Below are 17,393 nucleotides of genomic sequence, written 5' to 3'. Positions count from 1 at the left end.
ACAAACAGTATTTAATCGGCTATGACGGGGAAAATCCCCCACCGGAGTAACGCGCCATGCGCTGGAAACGCACCCTTCAGCTTCTCGATGTCCATTGCGAAGGCGAGATTGGTCGTGTCGCCACCGGTGGCGTGCCGAAAATTCCGGGCGCCACGGTTGCCGAGCAACTGAACTGGCTGAACACCGATCCGAAGGGTGAGGAGCTTCGCCGCTTCCTGACGCTTGAGCCGCGCGGAACGCCGATCGGCTCCGTCAATCTGCTGCTGCCACCCAAGCACCCGGATGCGGATGCTGCCTTCGTCATTCTCCAGCCGGACCAGGCGCATGCAAGCTCCGGCTCCAATTCCATCTGCGCCACGACTGCTCTTCTGGAAAGCGGCATGGTGGAGATGAAGGAGCCCGAGACGATCGTGATGCTGGAAACCGCAGCCGGCCTCGTCAAGGCCACCGCCACCTGCAAGGACGGCCGCTGCGAAAAGGTCAAGCTCACCATGGTGCCGTCCTTCGTGCATGAGCTGGATGTCGAGATCGATACGCCCGACTGGGGCCGCATCCGCATGGATATCTCCTATGGCGGCATTTTTTATGCGCTGGTGGATGTGCGTCAGATCGGGCTCACCATCGACAAGGCCAACGCCGCCAAGCTCGTGGCCGCCGGCATGGTGCTGAAAGATATCGTCAACCGCGATATCCCTGTCGTGCATCCGGAAATCCCCGCCATATCCGGCGTGGCGTATGTCATGTTCCGCGATACGGAAGAGGATGGCACCATCCGCACCTGCACCACCATGTGGCCGGGTAGAGCAGATCGTTCGCCCTGTGGCACTGGCAACTCCGCCAATCTGGCGACGCTCCATGCGCGCGGCAAGGTGAAGGTGGGGGACACCTATAAGTCTCGCTCGATCATCGGGACGGAGTTCGAGGTTGGTCTTTCCGCACTCTCCCAGGTAGCGGGGAAGCAAGCGGTCATTCCCACCATTACCGGTCGCGGTTTCACCTTCGGTCTCCACCAGATCGCGCTCGATCCCTTCGATCCGCTGGCGGATGGCTTTGCCATGACCGATGTCTGGGGCCCGCAGGCGGGCTCGATCGGCGAGGCGAAAAAGTAGCCCGAAGTCACGCCAAGGCGCTGTTTTCTTCAATGGAAAGATGCTAAGCGGGCCGCACCCCATACATTGTTCTTCGCAAGGTCTTCACGCGCAAACTGCGAGCCACCTTGCACGGACCTGCTTGAGAGGCTGACAATGCAGACGATCACCCTTCGCCGCCCGGATGACTGGCACCTGCACCTGCGCGATGGCGCAATGTTGGAAGGCGTGATCGGCGACACCAGCCGCCATTTCGCCCGCGCCATCATCATGCCCAATCTGGTGCCGCCCGTCGTCACCACGGCGGATGCGCGCGCCTATCGCGAGCGTATCGTCAAGGCCATTCCCGCGGGCGATCGCTTCGAGCCGCTGATGACGCTCTATCTCACAGAGCATACCAGCCCGGACGATGTGGAAGAGGGTAAGAAGAGCGGCCTCATTACGGCCGTGAAGCTCTATCCGGCCGGTGCCACCACCAATTCCCACGGCGGCGTGCGCGATATGGACAAGGCCATGTCGGTGCTGGAGCGCATGGCAAAGATCGGCCTGCCGCTTTGCGTCCATGGCGAAGTAACGACGCCGGACGTCGATATCTTCGACCGCGAGAAGGTCTTCATCGATACGGTCCTTGCACCACTGCGCAAACGCCTGCCGGAACTGAAGGTGACGATGGAGCATGTGACGACGCGGGACGGCGTGGACTATATCCGCGAGTCGGAGAAAAACCTCGCCGGCTCCATCACCACGCATCACCTTATCATCAATCGCAATGCCATTCTGGTCGGCGGCGTCAAGCCCCATTATTACTGCCTGCCGGTGGCAAAGCGCGAGGAGCATCGTCTGGCGCTGCGCGCGGCCGCGACCTCCGGCGATGCCCGCTTCTTCCTCGGCACGGATTCCGCCCCGCATGTCGATCCGCTGAAGGAATGCGCCTGCGGCTGCGCCGGTGTCTATACCTCGATCAACACCATGAGCTGCCTTGCCCATGTATTCGAACAGGACAACGCGCTCGCCAAGCTCGAAGCCTTCGCCTCGCTGAATGGCCCGGCCTGGTATGGTCTTGCTCCCAATGAAGAGACGATCACCCTGGTAAAGCGCGGCGAGCCAGTGGCATTTCCGGCGAAGATCGAGACGGGTGCTGGACCCGTCACCGTCTTTGATCCGATGTTCCCGCTTCATTGGGATGTTGAAAACTAACGTTCAAGCTGCCGGTTTATCCGGCAGTTTTTTTATCGATAGCTGACAAAAAGAGGAAGATGCCGATGGCCCAATTCAATTTCACTGATCGCACGGTGGTCGCCGAACTCGTTGCGAAGATGCTGTGGGAAATCAAGGCCGTCCATTTCAACTCCGAAGCGCCGTACACTTTCGCATCGGGCATGAAGAGCCCGGTCTATATCGATATGCGCAAGCTGATCTCCTATCCGCGCATCCGCTCGGCCGTCATGGATTTCGCCGCCGCCAAGATCGTTGCCGATGCCGGTTTCGAGAAGTTCGACTGCGTTGCCGGTGGCGAGACAGCAGGCATTCCTTTTGCCGCTTTCCTGGCCGAACGCCTTGGCCTGCCGATGATCTACTGCCGCAAGAAGCCGAAGGGTCACGGTCGCAATGCGCAGATCGAGGGCAATATGCCGGAGGGCGCGCGCGTTCTGGTTATCGAGGACCTGACCACCGCAGGCGGGTCCATGTTCACCTTCATCGATGCGATCCGTGCCGTTGGCGGCATCGTCGATCACGGTATTGCGCTTTTCTATTACGGCATCTTTTCCGAAGCCGAGGCGCGCTTTGCCAACGGCAATGTGAAGCTGCATTATCTGAGCACATGGCGCAATGTGCTGGAGGCGGCCCGTTCCGAAAAGCTGTTCGACGACAAGACGCTGTCCGAAGTGGAAGCCTTCCTCGACAACCCGCTGCCCTGGTCGGCGCGTCACGGCGGTGTCAGCGAATTGCCGCAATCGTAATTTTGGCTGAACCTTGCCCAGCATATTGACCGGGACAAGATGCTGCCGTTAAGCATCTAATCGATTTAGATTTGGAGGAAATCGGATGATCCTGTGTTGTGGCGAAGCCCTGATCGACATGCTGCCGCGTGAATCGACCAAAGGCGAGGCGGCTTTCGCCCCTTATGCGGGCGGCGCGGTCTTCAACACCGCCATCGCGCTCGGACGTCTTGGCGTTCCATCCGCCTTCTTCTCCGGCATTGCCGATGATATGATGGGCGAAATCCTCAAAGAGACGTTGCGCGCCAGCAACGTGGATTACAGCCTCTGCGCCTTCTCTAACCGCCCGTCCACCATCGCCTTCGTCAAGCTCGTCGATGGCCACGCGACCTACGCCTTCTATGATGAAGGTACGGCAGGCCGCATGCTGTCGGAAAAGGATTTGCCGCATATTGGTGGCGAGTGCGAAGCCATGCATTTCGGTGCGATCAGCCTGATCCCCGAACCATGCGGCAGCACCTATGAAGCGCTCCTGGTGCGCGAGCATGAAAAGCGGGTCATCTCGCTCGATCCCAATATCCGTCCAGGCTTCATCCAGGACAAGCAGAAGCACATGGACCGCATCAACCGCATGGCGGCGATGTCGGATATCGTCAAATTCTCGGATGAGGATCTGGCCTGGTTCGGTCTGAAGGGCGATGAAGACACGCTCGCCCGCCACTGGCTGCACCACGGCGCAAAGCTCGTCGTCGTCACCCGCGGCGCGGAAGGCGCTGTCGGCTACACCAAGCAGCTTCGCGTCGAAGTGCCGAGCGAGCGCGTCGAGGTGGTCGACACGGTCGGCGCCGGCGACACCTTCGATGCCGGCATTCTGGCGTCCCTGAAGCTCCAGGGTCTCCTCACTAAACCCCAGGTCGCCTCGCTCACCGAAGACCAGATTGCCAAGGCCCTTGCCCTCGGCGCAAAGGCGGCTGCCGTGACGGTATCGCGCGCGGGCGCAAATCCACCTTGGGCGAATGAGATCGCGCTGTAAGGCTTTTGGCCAGAACGAAAGAGACACAGGTCCGAGCTGCGCAAAAAAAAGAGCGATCTTCGAGCGTTGCTCGACCTTTACCAGCATCTTTCGCCGGGCGACCTAGCTCCGAACTTGCCCGATGCCGAGGCGATATTCGATCAGTTTCTTGCCTACCCCGGCAGCGTTATCGTGCTGTGTGAGATGGGCAGCGTCCTCGTTGGCTCGTGCGTCTTGGTGGTGATACCAAACCTCACACGGGGTGGCCGGCCCTATGCGCTGATCGAAAATGTCGTGACGCATGGCGATTTTAGAAGGCAAGGGATCGGGAGGCGAGTTCTGGACTTTGCAACGGCTCGTGCTTGGCAGGCTGGCTGCTACAAGGCCCTGCTGATGACAGGTTCCACAAGGCCGGAAATTCATGCATTTTATCGAAGCGCAGGGTTCGAACCGTCTAAAACCGGTTTTCAAAAGCGGCAACTTGCGGCGAGGGACGACAGCTGAATAAGGTGCTACCAAGGCCCATGGTCAAACCCGGATCGCCGTTTCCTCTTTCGCTGTCTTGATCACCACCATCGTCACGAAACGCGCGACATTCGTCTGGTCGCGAAACAGCCTGTCGCACAACGCATCGAACTCCTCCATGTCGGTGAGACGCAGCATCAGCATCACGTCCATATCGCCGGTAATGGCATAGGCATGCGTTATCGCTTCCTCCGCTTTAACGACTTCGAGAAAGCGACGCATGTGCTGTTCGCCATGCAGCTTCAGTTCCACCGATACCAGCGCCTTGATGCCGCGTCCGGCCTTTGCCGGATTGAGAATGGCAACGATGCGGTCGATGATCCCGGATTTGGTGAGACGCTGAACGCGTCGCAGGCAACTGGATGGAGACAGGCCGACCTTGTCCGCCATCTCCACATTGGTGAGCGACGCGTTGCGTTGCAGGAGGTTGAGGATAGTGCGGTCGATCTTGTCCATAAGACGATCATAAGCATGCGGGAACGGTATGCAATAAAATTGCAGAAACATGCAATCTTTGACCAAAAACGCCGCGGGCCGCGGGCTATAGGATGGTGGTGCCCAAGGAGACACCAATGCCGCTCTTTCAATCCCTACTGCTAAAATCCCGCGAGACGCTTGAGATCTATTGGCTGCTGGTCAAGATCACGGTCCCGATCTCGGTGCTGACCGAGGTCCTGTCTCGATTGGGCCTTGTCGAAGCCATCGCTCCCGCCTTCGGGCCGGCCATGCACGCGGTTGGCCTCCCTCCAGAACTGGGGCTTGCGTGGCTGACGGCTATGCTCGTCGGCATATGGGGTGCGGTGCCCTTGATCTTCACGCTTGTTCCTGTCTCGGAACTCACCACGGCGGATGTCACGGTGTTCTCCGCTCTCGTTCTCTTCGCCCATGGCCTGCCTCTGGAACAGAAGATCATCCAGAAGGCCGGTCCAGGCATGGTGGCAACCACGACGCTTCGTATCCTCGGCGGTTTCGTTTACGCGCTTATTCTCCATCACCTCTTCCAGGCCACCGGTTGGCTTTCAGCGCCCGTCGCTCCGGCATGGGTGCCGGGCGCCGTCACACCAGACTGGTCCGTCTATGTCTGGGGACTGGCCGAAACCATGCTGATGATGCTGGTCGTCCTGCTTCTCCTGTCATGGAGCCTTGAGGTGTTGAAGATCACGGGGATCCTTGGCCTCATGATGAAGGGCATAGAACCTGTGCTGCGACTGGCGGGTATCAAAGGCGAGGCAGGTCATTTGACAGCCATCGGCCTTTTCTTGGGCATTTCCTATGGTGCGGGGCTTTTGATCCGAGAAGCACGATCCGGCGTCATCGCTCCACGTCAGATATTCCTCTCCTGCGTTTTCATGGGCTTCGCTCACAGCATCATCGAGGACACGCTTTTGATGGTATCACTCGGAGCGGATATCTACAGCACCTTGATTGGGCGTGTCGTTTTCGCGATTGGCGCGACAGCAGCGCTGGCACTTGTGCTGGCATCCATATCGGATCGAGCTTTCTTCTCCCGGCTCTTCAGAAGCCAGCCTCAAGGAGACGAAACAAAATTCCCCATATAAGCGACCACAGAAAATCCAATTCGTTGAAATTCTGTGCATCGTGCTGAATATAGGAGCAATCCTTTCCTTCGCGCGTTAGATGCTCTAGCATTCTCGCTTTCACGGAATTCAAAACATGTCTGCTTCATCTTCCTCACCACGGGCGCAGAAGCCGTTCTATGCGTCCTTCGGTTTCCAGGTTTTCGCCGCCATGGTGGTGGGTCTCGTCCTCGGCTACATCGCCCGGGAAATGGGTCCGACCGAGGCCGGCCCCAACTGGCTGGTCCAGGCGCTTTCCACGGTTGGCTCCATCTTCGTGCAGCTTCTGCGCGCCCTTGTTCCCCTCCTGATCTTCACCGCCATTGTGGCGAGCATCGCCAATCTGCGGGAGTTGAACAATGCAGCGCGGCTGGTCTGGCAGACGTTGCTCTGGTTCGCCATCACGGCGCTGATCGCGGTGCTGATCGGCATCACGCTTGGCCTTCTGATCCAGCCCGGTCTCAACACCGGCGTGGAGGCCGCTGCCGCTGCGGCACCGTCCACCACCGGCTCGTGGCTTGATTTCCTCAAAGGTCTCATCCCTTCCAACGTTCTCGGCCTACAGGCTTCAACCAAGGTCACCCAGACGGGTGCTACCACGGCGCTGAACTTCAACGTTCTGCAGATCTTGGTCGTCTCGATTGCGGTTGGCATTGCAGCACTTCAGGTGGGTGAGAAGGCAGAAGCCTTCCTTTCCTTCAATCGGTCGCTGCTCGCCATTACTCGCAAGATGCTCTGGTGGGTCATTCGCCTGACTCCGATCGGGACGATCGGTCTGCTCGGCAATGCGGTCGCCGTCTACGGCTGGGAAGCGCTGGCTTCGCTCGGCTGGTTCTCCGCCGCAATCTATATCGGCCTCGCGATTGTTCTCTTCGTCGTCTACCCGGTGATCCTGGCAGCAAACGGTCTGAACCCGGTGCGCTTCTTCGCAGGCGCATGGCCAGCGATCCAGCTCGCCTTCGTCTCCCGCTCGTCCATCGGCACGTTGCCGGTGACGGAACAGGTCACAGAGCGCAATCTCGGTGTGCCGCGGGAGTATTCCGCTTTCGCCGTTCCGCTTGGCGCCACGACGAAGATGGATGGCTGTGCTGCGATCTATCCGGCGATCTCCGCCATCTTCGTCGCCCAGTTCTATGGCCTTCCCCTCGGCATCCAGGAATATGTGCTGATCGTCTTCGTTTCCGTGCTCGGCTCGGCCGCAACGGCGGGTCTGACCGGGGCGACTGTCATGCTAACGCTCACCCTCTCCACGCTCGGCCTGCCGCTACAGGGTGTTGGCCTGCTGCTGGCGGTCGATCCGATCCTCGATATGGGCCGGACCGCGGTCAATGTGGCAGGTCAGGCTCTGATCCCTACGATTGTTGCCAAGCGTCAAGGCATCCTCGACCAAGCTGCTTATGATCGCCATGAAGGCATCGACGCACTCGATCCGGCAGCGACGCCCGCGGAATAGGTCTGCTCGCAAGCTTGAGAAAAAGCCCGCCCTGCACCGCAGTCGGCGGGCTTTCTTTCTAGACGCTTACGCGTGGTGACTGATCGACGATGAAAGGGCGCTCGGCGGATGGCCGACGATGCGCTTGAAGGCGCGGCTGAAGGCGGCCTGGGAGCCATAGCCAAGCTTCACCGCCGCAGTTTCGATCGGCATTCTCTCCTTGCCGATCCATTGCATGGCGCATACGCAACTCGGTGAGATAGCGCACCGGCGTCATGCCGGTCACCTCCAGAAAACGTTCGGCAAAGACGGAGCGCGATGCGCCCATCACGCCGGCCAGTTCCGCCAGCGTCCAGTCGTGACCGGGATTGTTGTGAATGGCGAGGATCACGCGCCCCAAACGAGGGTCACGAAGCGCGGCGACCCAGCCGGAGGAATCGCCGCAGCCGCATTCCACCCAGGCGCGCACAATGAAGGCGGCGACCACATCGGCAAGCCGTGCGAGGATGCCAGCAAAGCCGGCACGGGCCTGGCGCGTTTCCCGCTCCATCGCTTCTAGCATGGGAAGGAGTTCCGGATAGCGCGAGGTGAGCGTGTTGACGAACATCACTTCGGGCATCAGTCCGGTAATCGGGTGCATGGCTCCGAGATCGAACTCCATGCAGCCGCTGAATACCAGCACGCGCTCTTCGCTGGGCACATCGGGTTCACAGGTCTTGATGGCGCTGACGGAGTTGCAGAGCGGCGCGGCATCCAGCGAGCGGATGTTCTGACAGGCAATGTCGGGATCGGAAAGCAGCGCATGGGGCCCACCCCGCGGCAACAAAACCGCATCGCCCGCATTCATCTTGTGAAGCGTACCGGATGAGGTGCGAAGATAGACTGGTCCGCAAGCCACAAAATGAAACTGCGCGCGACCTTCCACCTCTCCAAAGGAGAAGCCAAAGGGCGCGGAGGCTTCGATGCGGCGATAATCGAGGCCCACAAGCCGCATGCCCATCAACAACTCGCTGATGAGATCGGGTAAGGGTTGATTTCCGGACGTATGATCAAGCATGGCGGATTTTGTGGCATGGATCGTCCGGAAAGTCGAGTCTATGCTTCTGCCATCCTCTCCTCCCAAAGGACATACAGATGAACCCGACACCTAACTCCCTTCCCGCCGCGGATGGCCCAGAGGCGCCCGCCTGGGGCGCCGTCATATCCATGGCGCTTGGCGTCTTCGGGCTGGTCACCGCAGAGTTTCTGCCAGCAAGCCTCCTCACACCCATTGCCGCAGACCTCGGCATCACCGAAGGTGCTGCCGGTCAGGCGGTCACTGTCACCGCCGTTGTCGGCATGGTGGCAAGCCTGTTGATTACCTCGCTCGCGCGCAACATCGATCGCCGCCACCTGATGATGATCTTCTCAGGTCTCCTCGTTATCTCGAACCTGATGGTCGCCGCGGCTCCCGGCCTGAGCGTACTCCTGATCGGACGCTTGCTGCTTGGCGTGGCGCTCGGTGGTTTCTGGGCCATGTCCACCGCAATCGTGATCCGGCTGGTCCCTGCGGCCAGCGTGCCCCGCGCGCTTTCGATGATCTTTAGCGGCGTGTCCGGCGCAACCATCGTCGCGGCACCCGTTGGCAGCTATGTCGGTGAACTAGCTGGCTGGCGCTTCGTCTTCGTCCTGACGGCACTGCTCGGTGTGGCCGCTTTGTTCGCGCAGTTTTTCACCCTGCCGAAGCTTGCGCCGACAGGCACCAGCAGCATCAAGACGCTTGGCACTGTGCTGAAGAGACCTGGTATTGCGCTCGGTCTTGTTGCGGCAACGCTGGTTTTCGGCGGCCATTTTGCCTTCTTCACCTATCTGCGTCCCTACCTGGAAGCGGATATCGGTGCGGGCATCGGCATGGTTTCCGCCCTGCTGCTGGGCTTCGGATTGGCCAACTTCGTCGGCACCCTCGTTGCCGGGTCGTTCATCAGCCGCAGCCTTAAAATGTCGCTAGCAGCGCTTCCCCTTTTCATGGCGTTCATTGCAGTGCTCCTGGTGACGACGGCACCGCCTCTGCCGCTTGCCGCAGTCCTCGTCGCCTTCTGGGGCTTCCTCTTCGGCGCCGTACCGGTCGCCTGGTCCACCTGGCTCGCGCGCACCATTCCGGATGAAGCGGAAAGCGCCGGTGGCCTCCTCGTCGCCTCCATCCAGTTCGCCATTGCCATGGGTGCGGCAGTTGGCGGCATCATCTTCGATCTCAGCGGCGCAATCAGCGTCTTCGGCACCAGCGGACTCATTCTCGCCCTTGCTGCCATCGGCATCATGGTCGGCGTGAGGTCGCGGCCTGAAGCCAGCATGGCATAAGGCAAGCCAAAACTGACATCGCAAGCCGGGGGGAATCTTCCCCGGCCCGTGCCATTGGCCAGCATGTTCACTATAGTCATGCCGGACTACCGCCCGAACTCGATGGCGCTTGAAGCTCACTGGAGAACCGAGATCATCGCGTTATGTCGGATGCTCCCAAAAATCTCGCAGTGGATTTTCGCGGGATAAGGGTCGGGGCGGATACCAAAATCCGGTTTTCGCGCGGGGCAGTGGTTTGAGTGAGCAATTCCAAAGCGTGCGACGCAATTTGGTCGAAGGGAACGCGCAACGTCGTCAGAGGCGTCGAAAGATGGCTGACGACGGGGATGTCGTTGTAGCCGATAAGCGAAATGTCTTCGGGGACGGACAGGCCCATCTTGTTCAGCGCAGACAGCGCGCCAATCGCCGTATTGTCATTGACGGCAAAAATCGCCGTAGGCCGACAGTCGAGCGCCATCAGCGTCTGCACCGCTTCGGCACCCGACTGGATGCCGAATGTCGATGGGACGATGAGTGCGGGATCGACTGAAAGCGATGCCTCGTCAAGCGCCTGTTTATATCCTTCGACACGTCCGGTGGCACTGGAGGCATAATCCGGTCCGGCAATCACGCCGATCCGTTGATGTCCGAGATCAAGCAAATGGCGTGTCGCCAGATACCCACCCAGTCGATCATCGCCAACAGCGGAGAGGCTATGATGATCCGTTCGCAGCGCCAGCACATAAGGTACGCCACGCTCGTTCAGTTCATCCGGAAAGGTATCGTCGTTCCGTGCCGTTGAAAGAATAAGCCCGTCGACACCGCGGTTGAGCAGCGATTCCGCAGCCACGCGATCCGCCTCCGGATTATCTTCCGTCGTCGCCACGATGGCGAAACGACCGGTGCGGGCACAGGCTTTGACGATTGCCTCATAAAGCATCGCCATCACCGTATCCGTGAGCCGAGGTACGATGACGCCGATCGTCATCGTATTGCCGCGCCGCAGACTGGCTGCGGAAACATCCCTCACGTAGCCCAGGTCCGCGGCAATTTTCCGTACGCGCCGTGCCGTCTCGCTGTCGGACCGCGGAAGCCGTTCGTCCAGAATGCGCGATACGGTCGATTTCGATACGCCTGCAGCAGCCGCCACGCTGTGAACCGTTACTCGCGGCTGACGCGAACGCTCTCTTGATTCCATGTGTGTTTTTCCATTCCAGCTCTGGTGCTGAGCACTCGAACATCACTTTGCACGAAAAACGCCGTTGACTCCAGAACAATAAAGATCGATAACGGGAACGTTCCCATTAACGATCCCACCTGCTGATCGATAGAGGACAGCAGCTGATAAGGAGGAGAAATCAGATGCAACCCATGGATCTTCGTGGCCTGAGCCCAGCACCCGTCACCGCTTTCACCCGTGATGGTGAGGTGGACTACTCAGCCAATGCAAAAATCGCCAAGTGGTTGGCCTCGATGGAAGGCGTAAAGAGCCTCGTCATTCTTGGTCATGCCGGCGAGGGCACTTTCCTGACGGAAGACGAACGTCTCGAACTCATCCGTGTCTATGTCGACGCTGTCGGTGGGGAAATCCCGATCATCGCCGGCATCACCGGTGAGGGCACACGTGTTGCCGCAGCAGAAGCCAAAAAGTGCAAGGCTGCCGGTGCTACCGGCGCACTCGTCTATCCTAATCACGGTTGGCTGCGGTTTGGTTTCCAGAAGGGTGCTCCGCAGGATCGCTACAAGGCGATCTGGGAGGAATCCGGTCTTCAGGAAATCCTCTTCCAATATCCAGATGTGACGAAAGCCTCTTACGATCTCGATACGCAGCTGGCCATTGCCACCCAGCCGGGCGTTGTCGCCACGAAGAACGGCGTGCGCAATATGAAGCGCTGGTATGTCGAAATTCCTGAACTCAAGAAGGCCAACCCGAACCTGCAGGTTTTGAGCTGCCATGACGAATGGCTGCTTCCGACCATGTTCGATGTCGACGGTCTTCTCGTCGGTTATGGCAACATAGCGCCGGAACTCCTGGTCGATCTGATCAAGGCTGGTAAAGCACAGGATTATCCGAAGGCCCGCCAGATTTTCGAGCGGCTGCTACCGGTAACGCGCGCCGTCTACCATCGCGGTTCTCATATGGAAGGTACAGTCGCCTTGAAGCTCGGTCTCGTGCATCGCGGCATTCTGGATCACGCGACGATCCGCGAGCCGCTGAAGAACCTTGGTGAGAAGGCCGAGCAGGAGATTTTCGCCGCTTTTGAAGCCGCTGGTATTGGTCGCGTCGAGCAGCTTCTTGCTGCCGAATGATCGTCACGCCGTCTCGGCATTGGTTGGGACGGCAAACACTTGGAGCCGGATCGGCAGTCCAGCCGATTCGGCTCCCCTAATTGATGTCTGACAGCAACGTCTTAGAAAGAAGCAGAAGAGCAGAAACAAGGTCGCCGTCGGGAGAGAGCGGCGAGGGTGAGGAGGAACTCATGAACATCATGCAGCCCGTAAAGGGCAACACGAAGGCCCTTGCGGATCCGCAGGCCGATATCAGCGCCAGGTTGGAACGTCTTCCGATTACCAGAGAAGTCTTCTGGGCGCGCAACATCGTCGGAGCGGCAACGTTTTTCGACGGCTACACGGTTATCGCAATCGCCTATGCAATGCCCGTTCTCGTGCGCGAATGGGGGCTTACCCCTGCCCAGACGGGCATGATCCTGTCGATGGGATATCTCGGTCAGCTGATCGGCGCGATCTTGTTTGGCTGGCTTGCTGAAAAGGTCGGGCGCCTGAAAGTGCTGCTCTTCACCATCCTTCTCTTTGTCAGCATGGACGTGGCCTGCCTCTTTGCCGCTGGTGCCGGAATGATGATGGCCTTCCGCTTCGTGCAGGGGATTGGAACCGGCGGCGAAGTGCCGGTTGCCAGCGCCTACATCAACGAGTTGATTGGCTCGAAAGGACGTGGCCGTTTCTTTCTGCTCTACGAAGTGATGTTTCTGCTCGGCCTCGTGGGCGCCGGTCTGATCGGTTACTTCATGGTGCCGGTCTATGGTTGGAAAGCCATGTTCGTCGTCGGTCTGGTTCCTGCCATCCTGATGATCCCGCTGCGTTGGTTCTTGAAGGAATCGCCCCGCTGGCTTGCCGCGAATGGCCGCTATGATGAGGCCGACGCTATCGTCTCTTGCATGGAGGAAAGTGCACGCGCATCCGGCAAAGAGCTTCCAGAGCCGCGCATCGTGGCAACGCCTGTGAGACGCGAATCCGACTGGAAGGAACTGTTCCAGGGCATCTATCTGAAGCGGACGCTCTCGATCTGGGCGATGTGGTTCTGCGCCTACATGGTGGCAAATGGAACAATCACCTGGCTGCCGACGCTCTATCGCCAGACCTTCAACCTGCCTCTCGAAACCAGCATCCTCTATGGCTTTATGACCTCTGCTGCTGGCGTCGTCGCAGCTGTCATATGCGCCCTGCTGATCGATAAGGTCGGCCGGAAACGCTGGTATGCTGGCGCCTTGCTTCTTGCTCCGATACCGCTCGTCATTCTCGCATGGCTTGGCGCGACCTCGCCAGTGCAGGTGCTGATCCTGGCCGGACTTGCTTACGCCATCGTGCAGACGGTCACTTTCTCGCTCTACCTCTATTCGGCGGAAATCTACCCGACCCGTATGCGTGCAATCGGTACCGGCACGGGTAGCGCTTGGCTGCGTCTCGGCTCTTCCGCTGGCCCGATGCTTGTCGGCTTCGTCATGTCATCCTTTGGTATCCAATATGTGTTCGCCACCTTCGCCGTCATCCTGATTATCGGTGCCATCGTGACGATGCTGTTTGCGGTGGAAACCAAGGGCAAGGTTCTTGAGGAACTGTCGCCGTAAAACGGTTCCTCAGCCTGACGACGCAAAAAAGCCGGGATCGGCGTCCCGGCTTTTTCGTGAGCGATCAGGTTCTTTAAGCGGACGCCAGCCCCGCCAGCGCCTTGACCAAGCCTTGGGTCGAGCTGTCGTGACCAGCCGCACTTTCCTTGCCTTCCACCACTGGCAGCAGGCCGGTTGCCAGTTCCTTGCCGAGCTCCACGCCCCACTGGTCGAAGGAGTTGATGCGGAAGAGCACGCCTTCGACGAAGACGCGGTGCTCGTAGAGCGCAATCAGGCGTCCGAGTGCGAAGGGTGTCAGCTTGTCGTAAACGAAGGTGATCGACGGGCGATTGCCCGTGAAGACGCGGTGCGGCGCGATGAAATCGGCCTTCTTGTCGTCCATGCCCTTGGATGTCAGCTGTGCCTTGGCTTCCGCCAGCGTACGGCCCTTCATCAGGGCTTCGGATTGGGCAAGGCAATTGGCGATCAGCAGCTGATGCTGATGGCGCAGTTCCTTCTCGAACCCATTGGCGGCGATCATGAACTCGGCGGGAATGATGCTCGTGCCCTGGTGGATCAGCTGGTAGAAGGCGTGCTGGCCATTGGTGCCGGGTTCGCCCCAGACCACCGGGCCGGATTGGCCGTCTACCGGTGTGCCATCGATGGTCACACCCTTGCCATTTGATTCCATGTCGAGCTGCTGCAGATAGGCCGGGAAGCGCGACAGCCGCTGGTCATAAGGCAGGATGGCGCGCGTCGGGTAGTTCAACACGTTGCGATGATAAAAGCCGATCAGGCCAAGCAGCATCGGCAGGTTCTGGCGGAACGGCGCCTCGCGGAAATGCTTGTCCATCGCATGCGCGCCGTCGAGGAACTCGCCGAACTTTTCCGGACCGATAGCGATCATCAGCGGCAGGCCGATGGCAGACCAGATGGAGTAACGTCCGCCGACCCAGTCCCAGAAACCGAAAATGCGGTCGCTGTCGATCCCGAAGGCGGCGACCTTGTCGAGTGCGGTGGACACCGCGCAGAAGTGATGCTTGACGGCCTCTTCACCCAGCGCATCGGCGATGAACTTGCGGGCAGTCGCCGCGTTCGTCATCGTTTCGATGGTGGTGAAGGTCTTGGAGGCGACGATGAAGAGCGACGTTTCCGGGTTGATCAGCTTCAGCGTGTCGGCAATGTGAGCGCCATCGATATTGGAGACGAAATGCGAGCGGGGACCGTCATGGAAAGGCGCAAGAGCAAGCGTCGCCATGACCGGGCCAAGATCCGAGCCACCAATGCCAATATTGATGACGTCGGTGATCTTCTTGCCGGTCGCGCCCTCGAGCGAGCCGGAGCGGATCGCATCGGCAAACTTGCCCATGGCGGAAAGAACGCCGTTCACATCCGGCATCACGTCCTTGCCGTCGACGAGTACGGGCGTGTTCGAACGGTTGCGAAGAGCGGTATGGAGAACAGCGCGGCCTTCGGTGAAATTGATCTCCTTGCCGGAGAACATCTCTTCGCGCTTTTGCGCCACGCCGCCTTCGGCTGCGAGCTTTTCGAGCAGCGCCAGAATGTCGTCATTCACGGCGCATTTGGAGTAATCCATCAAAAGGTTGTCGAAGCGCGCGCTGAACCGTTCGAAGCGCTGACCATCTGCGGCAAACGCGGCTCGAATGTCCGTCGCATTGGTGCTGGTGGCTGTGGATTTCAGGGTCTCGACGATGGCCTGCATGGAAAGCTCCTCATGCTCCGTGGAAGGATGAGGAAACTATTCTCTTTCATCGGGCCAAATCAAGGCGTGTTCGGCTGAATTATTCCAAACGACGCCAATCAGTTAGCCAGCTTTCTCAGTTCACGGCGCAGGATCTTGCCGACATTGGTCTTCGGCATTTCGGCGATGAACTCGATATGCTTGGGTCGCTTGTAGTTGGTCAGGCCCTCGGCGCAGAAGGCTTTCAATTCCGCCGCAGTCAAAGACTGGTCTTTCTTGACCACATAGAGCTTCACCGCTTCGCCAGAATGCTCGTCCGGCACGCCGACAGCGGCACATTCCTGCACACCCGGATGGGCCGCCGCCACTTCTTCGATCTCATTCGGATAGACGTTGAAGCCGGAGACGAGGATCATGTCCTTCTTGCGATCGACGATCTTGGTGAAGCCGCGTTCATCCATCACGCCCATGTCGCCTGAGCGGAAGAAACCGTCCGGTGTCATCACCTTGGCGGTTTCGTCCGGACGCTGCCAGTAACCCGCCATCACCTGCGGACCGCGAATGCAGATTTCACCCACGTCACCAATCGGCAGGCTGTTGCCGTCATCGTCGCGAATATCGATATCGGTGGACGGAACGGGAAGACCAATCGTGCCGCTAAAACCGTTTTGATCGAGGCAGTTCACCGTGGCGACCGGCGAGGTCTCCGAAAGGCCGTAGCCTTCGCTGATCGCTGTACCAGTGATCGAGAACCAGCGTTCGGCCACCGGGCGCTGCACGGCCATGCCGCCGCCCAGCACCAGCACCAGTGAGGAAAAGTCGAGCTTGCGGAAATCCTCATTGTTCATCAGCGCGTTGAACAGCGTGTTGATCCCTGGGAAGACATGCGCTTTGTAGCCCGACAATTCCTTGACGAAGCCGGGAATATCGCGCGGATTGGCAATCAGCAGGTTGTGCCCGCCAAGCGCGATGCCCATCAGCGAATTCACCGTCAGCGCGAAGATATGATAGAGCGGCAGAGCGCAAACGAAATTCAGTACCTCGGGCCGGTTCTTTCGGGCAAAGACCGGCTCCATCCACAGCGCGATCTGCGCCTTGTTGGCCAGAAGATTGGCATGGGTAAGAACCGCGCCCTTGGAAATGCCGGTCGTACCGCCGGTATATTGCAGAAAAGCGACATCGTTGCGGGTCAGATTGACGGGTTTCAGCGTCGTGTTGCGCGCCTGTTTCAGCACGCTCTTGTAGCTGATCGCCTGCGGAAGCGCATAAGGAGGAACGAGCTTCTTGACCTTGCGCACCACGAGATTGACGATGTGACCCTTGAAGCCCAGGAGATCGCCCATGGTCGCGACGATCACATGCTTCACATCGGTTTTTGGCAGCGCCTGTTGCACCACATGGGCGAAGTTTTCCAGAACGAACAGCGCTTTCGCACCGGAATCCTTCAGTTGGTGTTCGAGTTCACGCGGGGTGTAGAGAGGATTGACATTCACGACCGTCAGACCGGCGCGCAGGATCGCGTAGGTTGCAACCGGGTTCTGCAGAATATTTGGCATCATCACCGCGACGCGGTCACCCTTCTGCAGATCGATGCTCTGCAGCCAGCCGCCAATGGCGCGCGTCTGTTCTTCAAGCTCGCGGTAGGTGATGGACTTTCCCATGCTGGAAAAAGCCTTGCGATCGGCAAACTGCTTGCAGCTTCGTTCCAGGAGTTCGGCAAGCGATGTGTAGCCGAGATCGGGCAATTCCACCGGTATGCCTTGCGGATAAGATGCAAGCCATGGCCGCTGCACGGCACGAGGCTCCTGACGAATCGCACTTGTATCGCTCATTGCTTTCCTCCCACGCTGCTCCTCGCAACCGTCCTCGGCATCCTTATCCATCTGAAGGGTCCTCATCCATCAGATTGTCTGCCGTCCTCGGCCACGAGGGTAGATGATGCTCCCGAAGTCATCC

The 17,393-nt window shown here is 59.2% G+C and carries 14 protein-coding genes and 1 pseudogene; 10 read left to right on the top strand and 5 right to left on the bottom strand.

The window, feature by feature from the left end; genetic code table 11:
- The first annotated feature begins 56 nt into the window (after nucleotides 1-56).
- From ACTJK5_RS11290 to ACTJK5_RS11270, 5 genes are all read left to right on the top strand, one after another.
- Nucleotides 57-1,109 carry a 4-hydroxyproline epimerase gene (locus tag ACTJK5_RS11290; RefSeq protein WP_062445696.1) on the top strand — a complete coding sequence of 351 codons (1,053 nt, stop codon included), beginning with the start codon at nucleotides 57-59 and terminating at the stop codon, nucleotides 1,107-1,109.
- Nucleotides 1,110-1,244: 135 nt separating this feature from the next.
- Nucleotides 1,245-2,285, top strand: a complete 1,041-nt coding sequence (gene pyrC, locus ACTJK5_RS11285; RefSeq protein ID WP_440612451.1) for a dihydroorotase — start codon at nucleotides 1,245-1,247, stop codon at nucleotides 2,283-2,285.
- Nucleotides 2,286-2,350: 65 nt separating this feature from the next.
- Nucleotides 2,351-3,049 carry an orotate phosphoribosyltransferase gene (locus ACTJK5_RS11280; RefSeq protein WP_440612450.1) on the top strand — a complete coding sequence of 233 codons (699 nt, stop codon included), beginning with the start codon at nucleotides 2,351-2,353 and terminating at the stop codon, nucleotides 3,047-3,049.
- Nucleotides 3,050-3,134: 85 nt separating this feature from the next.
- Nucleotides 3,135-4,061, top strand: coding sequence for a carbohydrate kinase family protein (locus tag ACTJK5_RS11275; protein WP_440612449.1), 927 nt, complete (start codon nucleotides 3,135-3,137; stop codon nucleotides 4,059-4,061).
- Between the two features lie 66 nt (nucleotides 4,062-4,127).
- A complete protein-coding gene (locus tag ACTJK5_RS11270; RefSeq protein WP_440612448.1) occupies nucleotides 4,128-4,544 on the top strand; it encodes a GNAT family N-acetyltransferase in 417 nt (138 codons plus the stop codon).
- Nucleotides 4,545-4,568: 24 nt separating this feature from the next.
- Here the strand turns inward: ACTJK5_RS11270 and ACTJK5_RS11265 are convergent, their stop codons facing one another.
- On the bottom strand, nucleotides 4,569-5,021 hold the full coding sequence (locus ACTJK5_RS11265; protein ID WP_440612447.1) for an Lrp/AsnC family transcriptional regulator: 453 nt from the start codon (nucleotides 5,019-5,021) through the stop codon (nucleotides 4,569-4,571).
- A 116-nt stretch (nucleotides 5,022-5,137) separates the two neighbouring features.
- On the opposite strand from ACTJK5_RS11265, the gene ACTJK5_RS11260 reads away from it, so the two are divergent.
- The gene (locus ACTJK5_RS11260) at nucleotides 5,138-6,124 is read left to right on the top strand and encodes a nucleoside recognition domain-containing protein (protein ID WP_440612446.1); all 987 of its coding nucleotides are present in this window, start codon (nucleotides 5,138-5,140) and stop codon (nucleotides 6,122-6,124) included.
- Between the two features lie 115 nt (nucleotides 6,125-6,239).
- Nucleotides 6,240-7,595 carry a dicarboxylate/amino acid:cation symporter gene (locus ACTJK5_RS11255; RefSeq protein ID WP_062427067.1) on the top strand — a complete coding sequence of 452 codons (1,356 nt, stop codon included), beginning with the start codon at nucleotides 6,240-6,242 and terminating at the stop codon, nucleotides 7,593-7,595.
- Between the two features lie 66 nt (nucleotides 7,596-7,661).
- Here ACTJK5_RS11255 and ACTJK5_RS11250 read toward each other — a convergent pair.
- Nucleotides 7,662-8,631: pseudogene (locus tag ACTJK5_RS11250) on the bottom strand (cupin domain-containing protein).
- A 77-nt stretch (nucleotides 8,632-8,708) separates the two neighbouring features.
- Here ACTJK5_RS11250 and ACTJK5_RS11245 point away from each other — a divergent pair.
- Nucleotides 8,709-9,911, top strand: a complete 1,203-nt coding sequence (locus ACTJK5_RS11245; RefSeq protein WP_113178680.1) for an MFS transporter — start codon at nucleotides 8,709-8,711, stop codon at nucleotides 9,909-9,911.
- A gap of 133 nt (nucleotides 9,912-10,044) precedes the next feature.
- On the opposite strand, the gene ACTJK5_RS11240 is transcribed toward ACTJK5_RS11245, so the two are convergent.
- Nucleotides 10,045-11,088, bottom strand: coding sequence for a LacI family DNA-binding transcriptional regulator (locus ACTJK5_RS11240; RefSeq protein WP_440612445.1), 1,044 nt, complete (start codon nucleotides 11,086-11,088; stop codon nucleotides 10,045-10,047).
- Nucleotides 11,089-11,252: 164 nt separating this feature from the next.
- On the opposite strand from ACTJK5_RS11240, the gene ACTJK5_RS11235 reads away from it, so the two are divergent.
- Together ACTJK5_RS11235 and ACTJK5_RS11230 are read left to right on the top strand one after the other, a co-directional pair.
- Nucleotides 11,253-12,200: a dihydrodipicolinate synthase family protein gene (locus tag ACTJK5_RS11235; RefSeq protein WP_194286755.1), complete on the top strand. Its 948-nt coding sequence runs from the start codon at nucleotides 11,253-11,255 to the stop codon at nucleotides 12,198-12,200.
- A gap of 170 nt (nucleotides 12,201-12,370) precedes the next feature.
- Nucleotides 12,371-13,756 (top strand): MFS transporter, encoded by a 1,386-nt coding sequence (locus ACTJK5_RS11230; RefSeq protein WP_113225638.1) that lies wholly within the window; start codon nucleotides 12,371-12,373, stop codon nucleotides 13,754-13,756.
- Between the two features lie 73 nt (nucleotides 13,757-13,829).
- Here the strand turns inward: ACTJK5_RS11230 and pgi are convergent, their stop codons facing one another.
- Both pgi and ACTJK5_RS11220 read right to left on the bottom strand, forming a co-directional pair.
- Nucleotides 13,830-15,458 (bottom strand): glucose-6-phosphate isomerase, encoded by a 1,629-nt coding sequence (gene pgi, locus ACTJK5_RS11225; protein WP_440612444.1) that lies wholly within the window; start codon nucleotides 15,456-15,458, stop codon nucleotides 13,830-13,832.
- 98 nt (nucleotides 15,459-15,556) lie between these two features.
- Nucleotides 15,557-17,269 (bottom strand): long-chain fatty acid--CoA ligase, encoded by a 1,713-nt coding sequence (locus tag ACTJK5_RS11220; RefSeq protein WP_440612443.1) that lies wholly within the window; start codon nucleotides 17,267-17,269, stop codon nucleotides 15,557-15,559.
- Between the last annotated feature and the right edge of the window lie 124 nt (nucleotides 17,270-17,393).

It is taken from the genome of Agrobacterium sp. 22094, from assembly GCF_052046015.1.
In the GTDB taxonomy this organism is placed as follows: domain Bacteria; phylum Pseudomonadota; class Alphaproteobacteria; order Rhizobiales; family Rhizobiaceae; genus Agrobacterium; species Agrobacterium cavarae.
The sequence above is the reverse complement of the archived record's forward strand: the minus strand, read 5'-3'. Positions and strand labels throughout refer to the sequence as shown.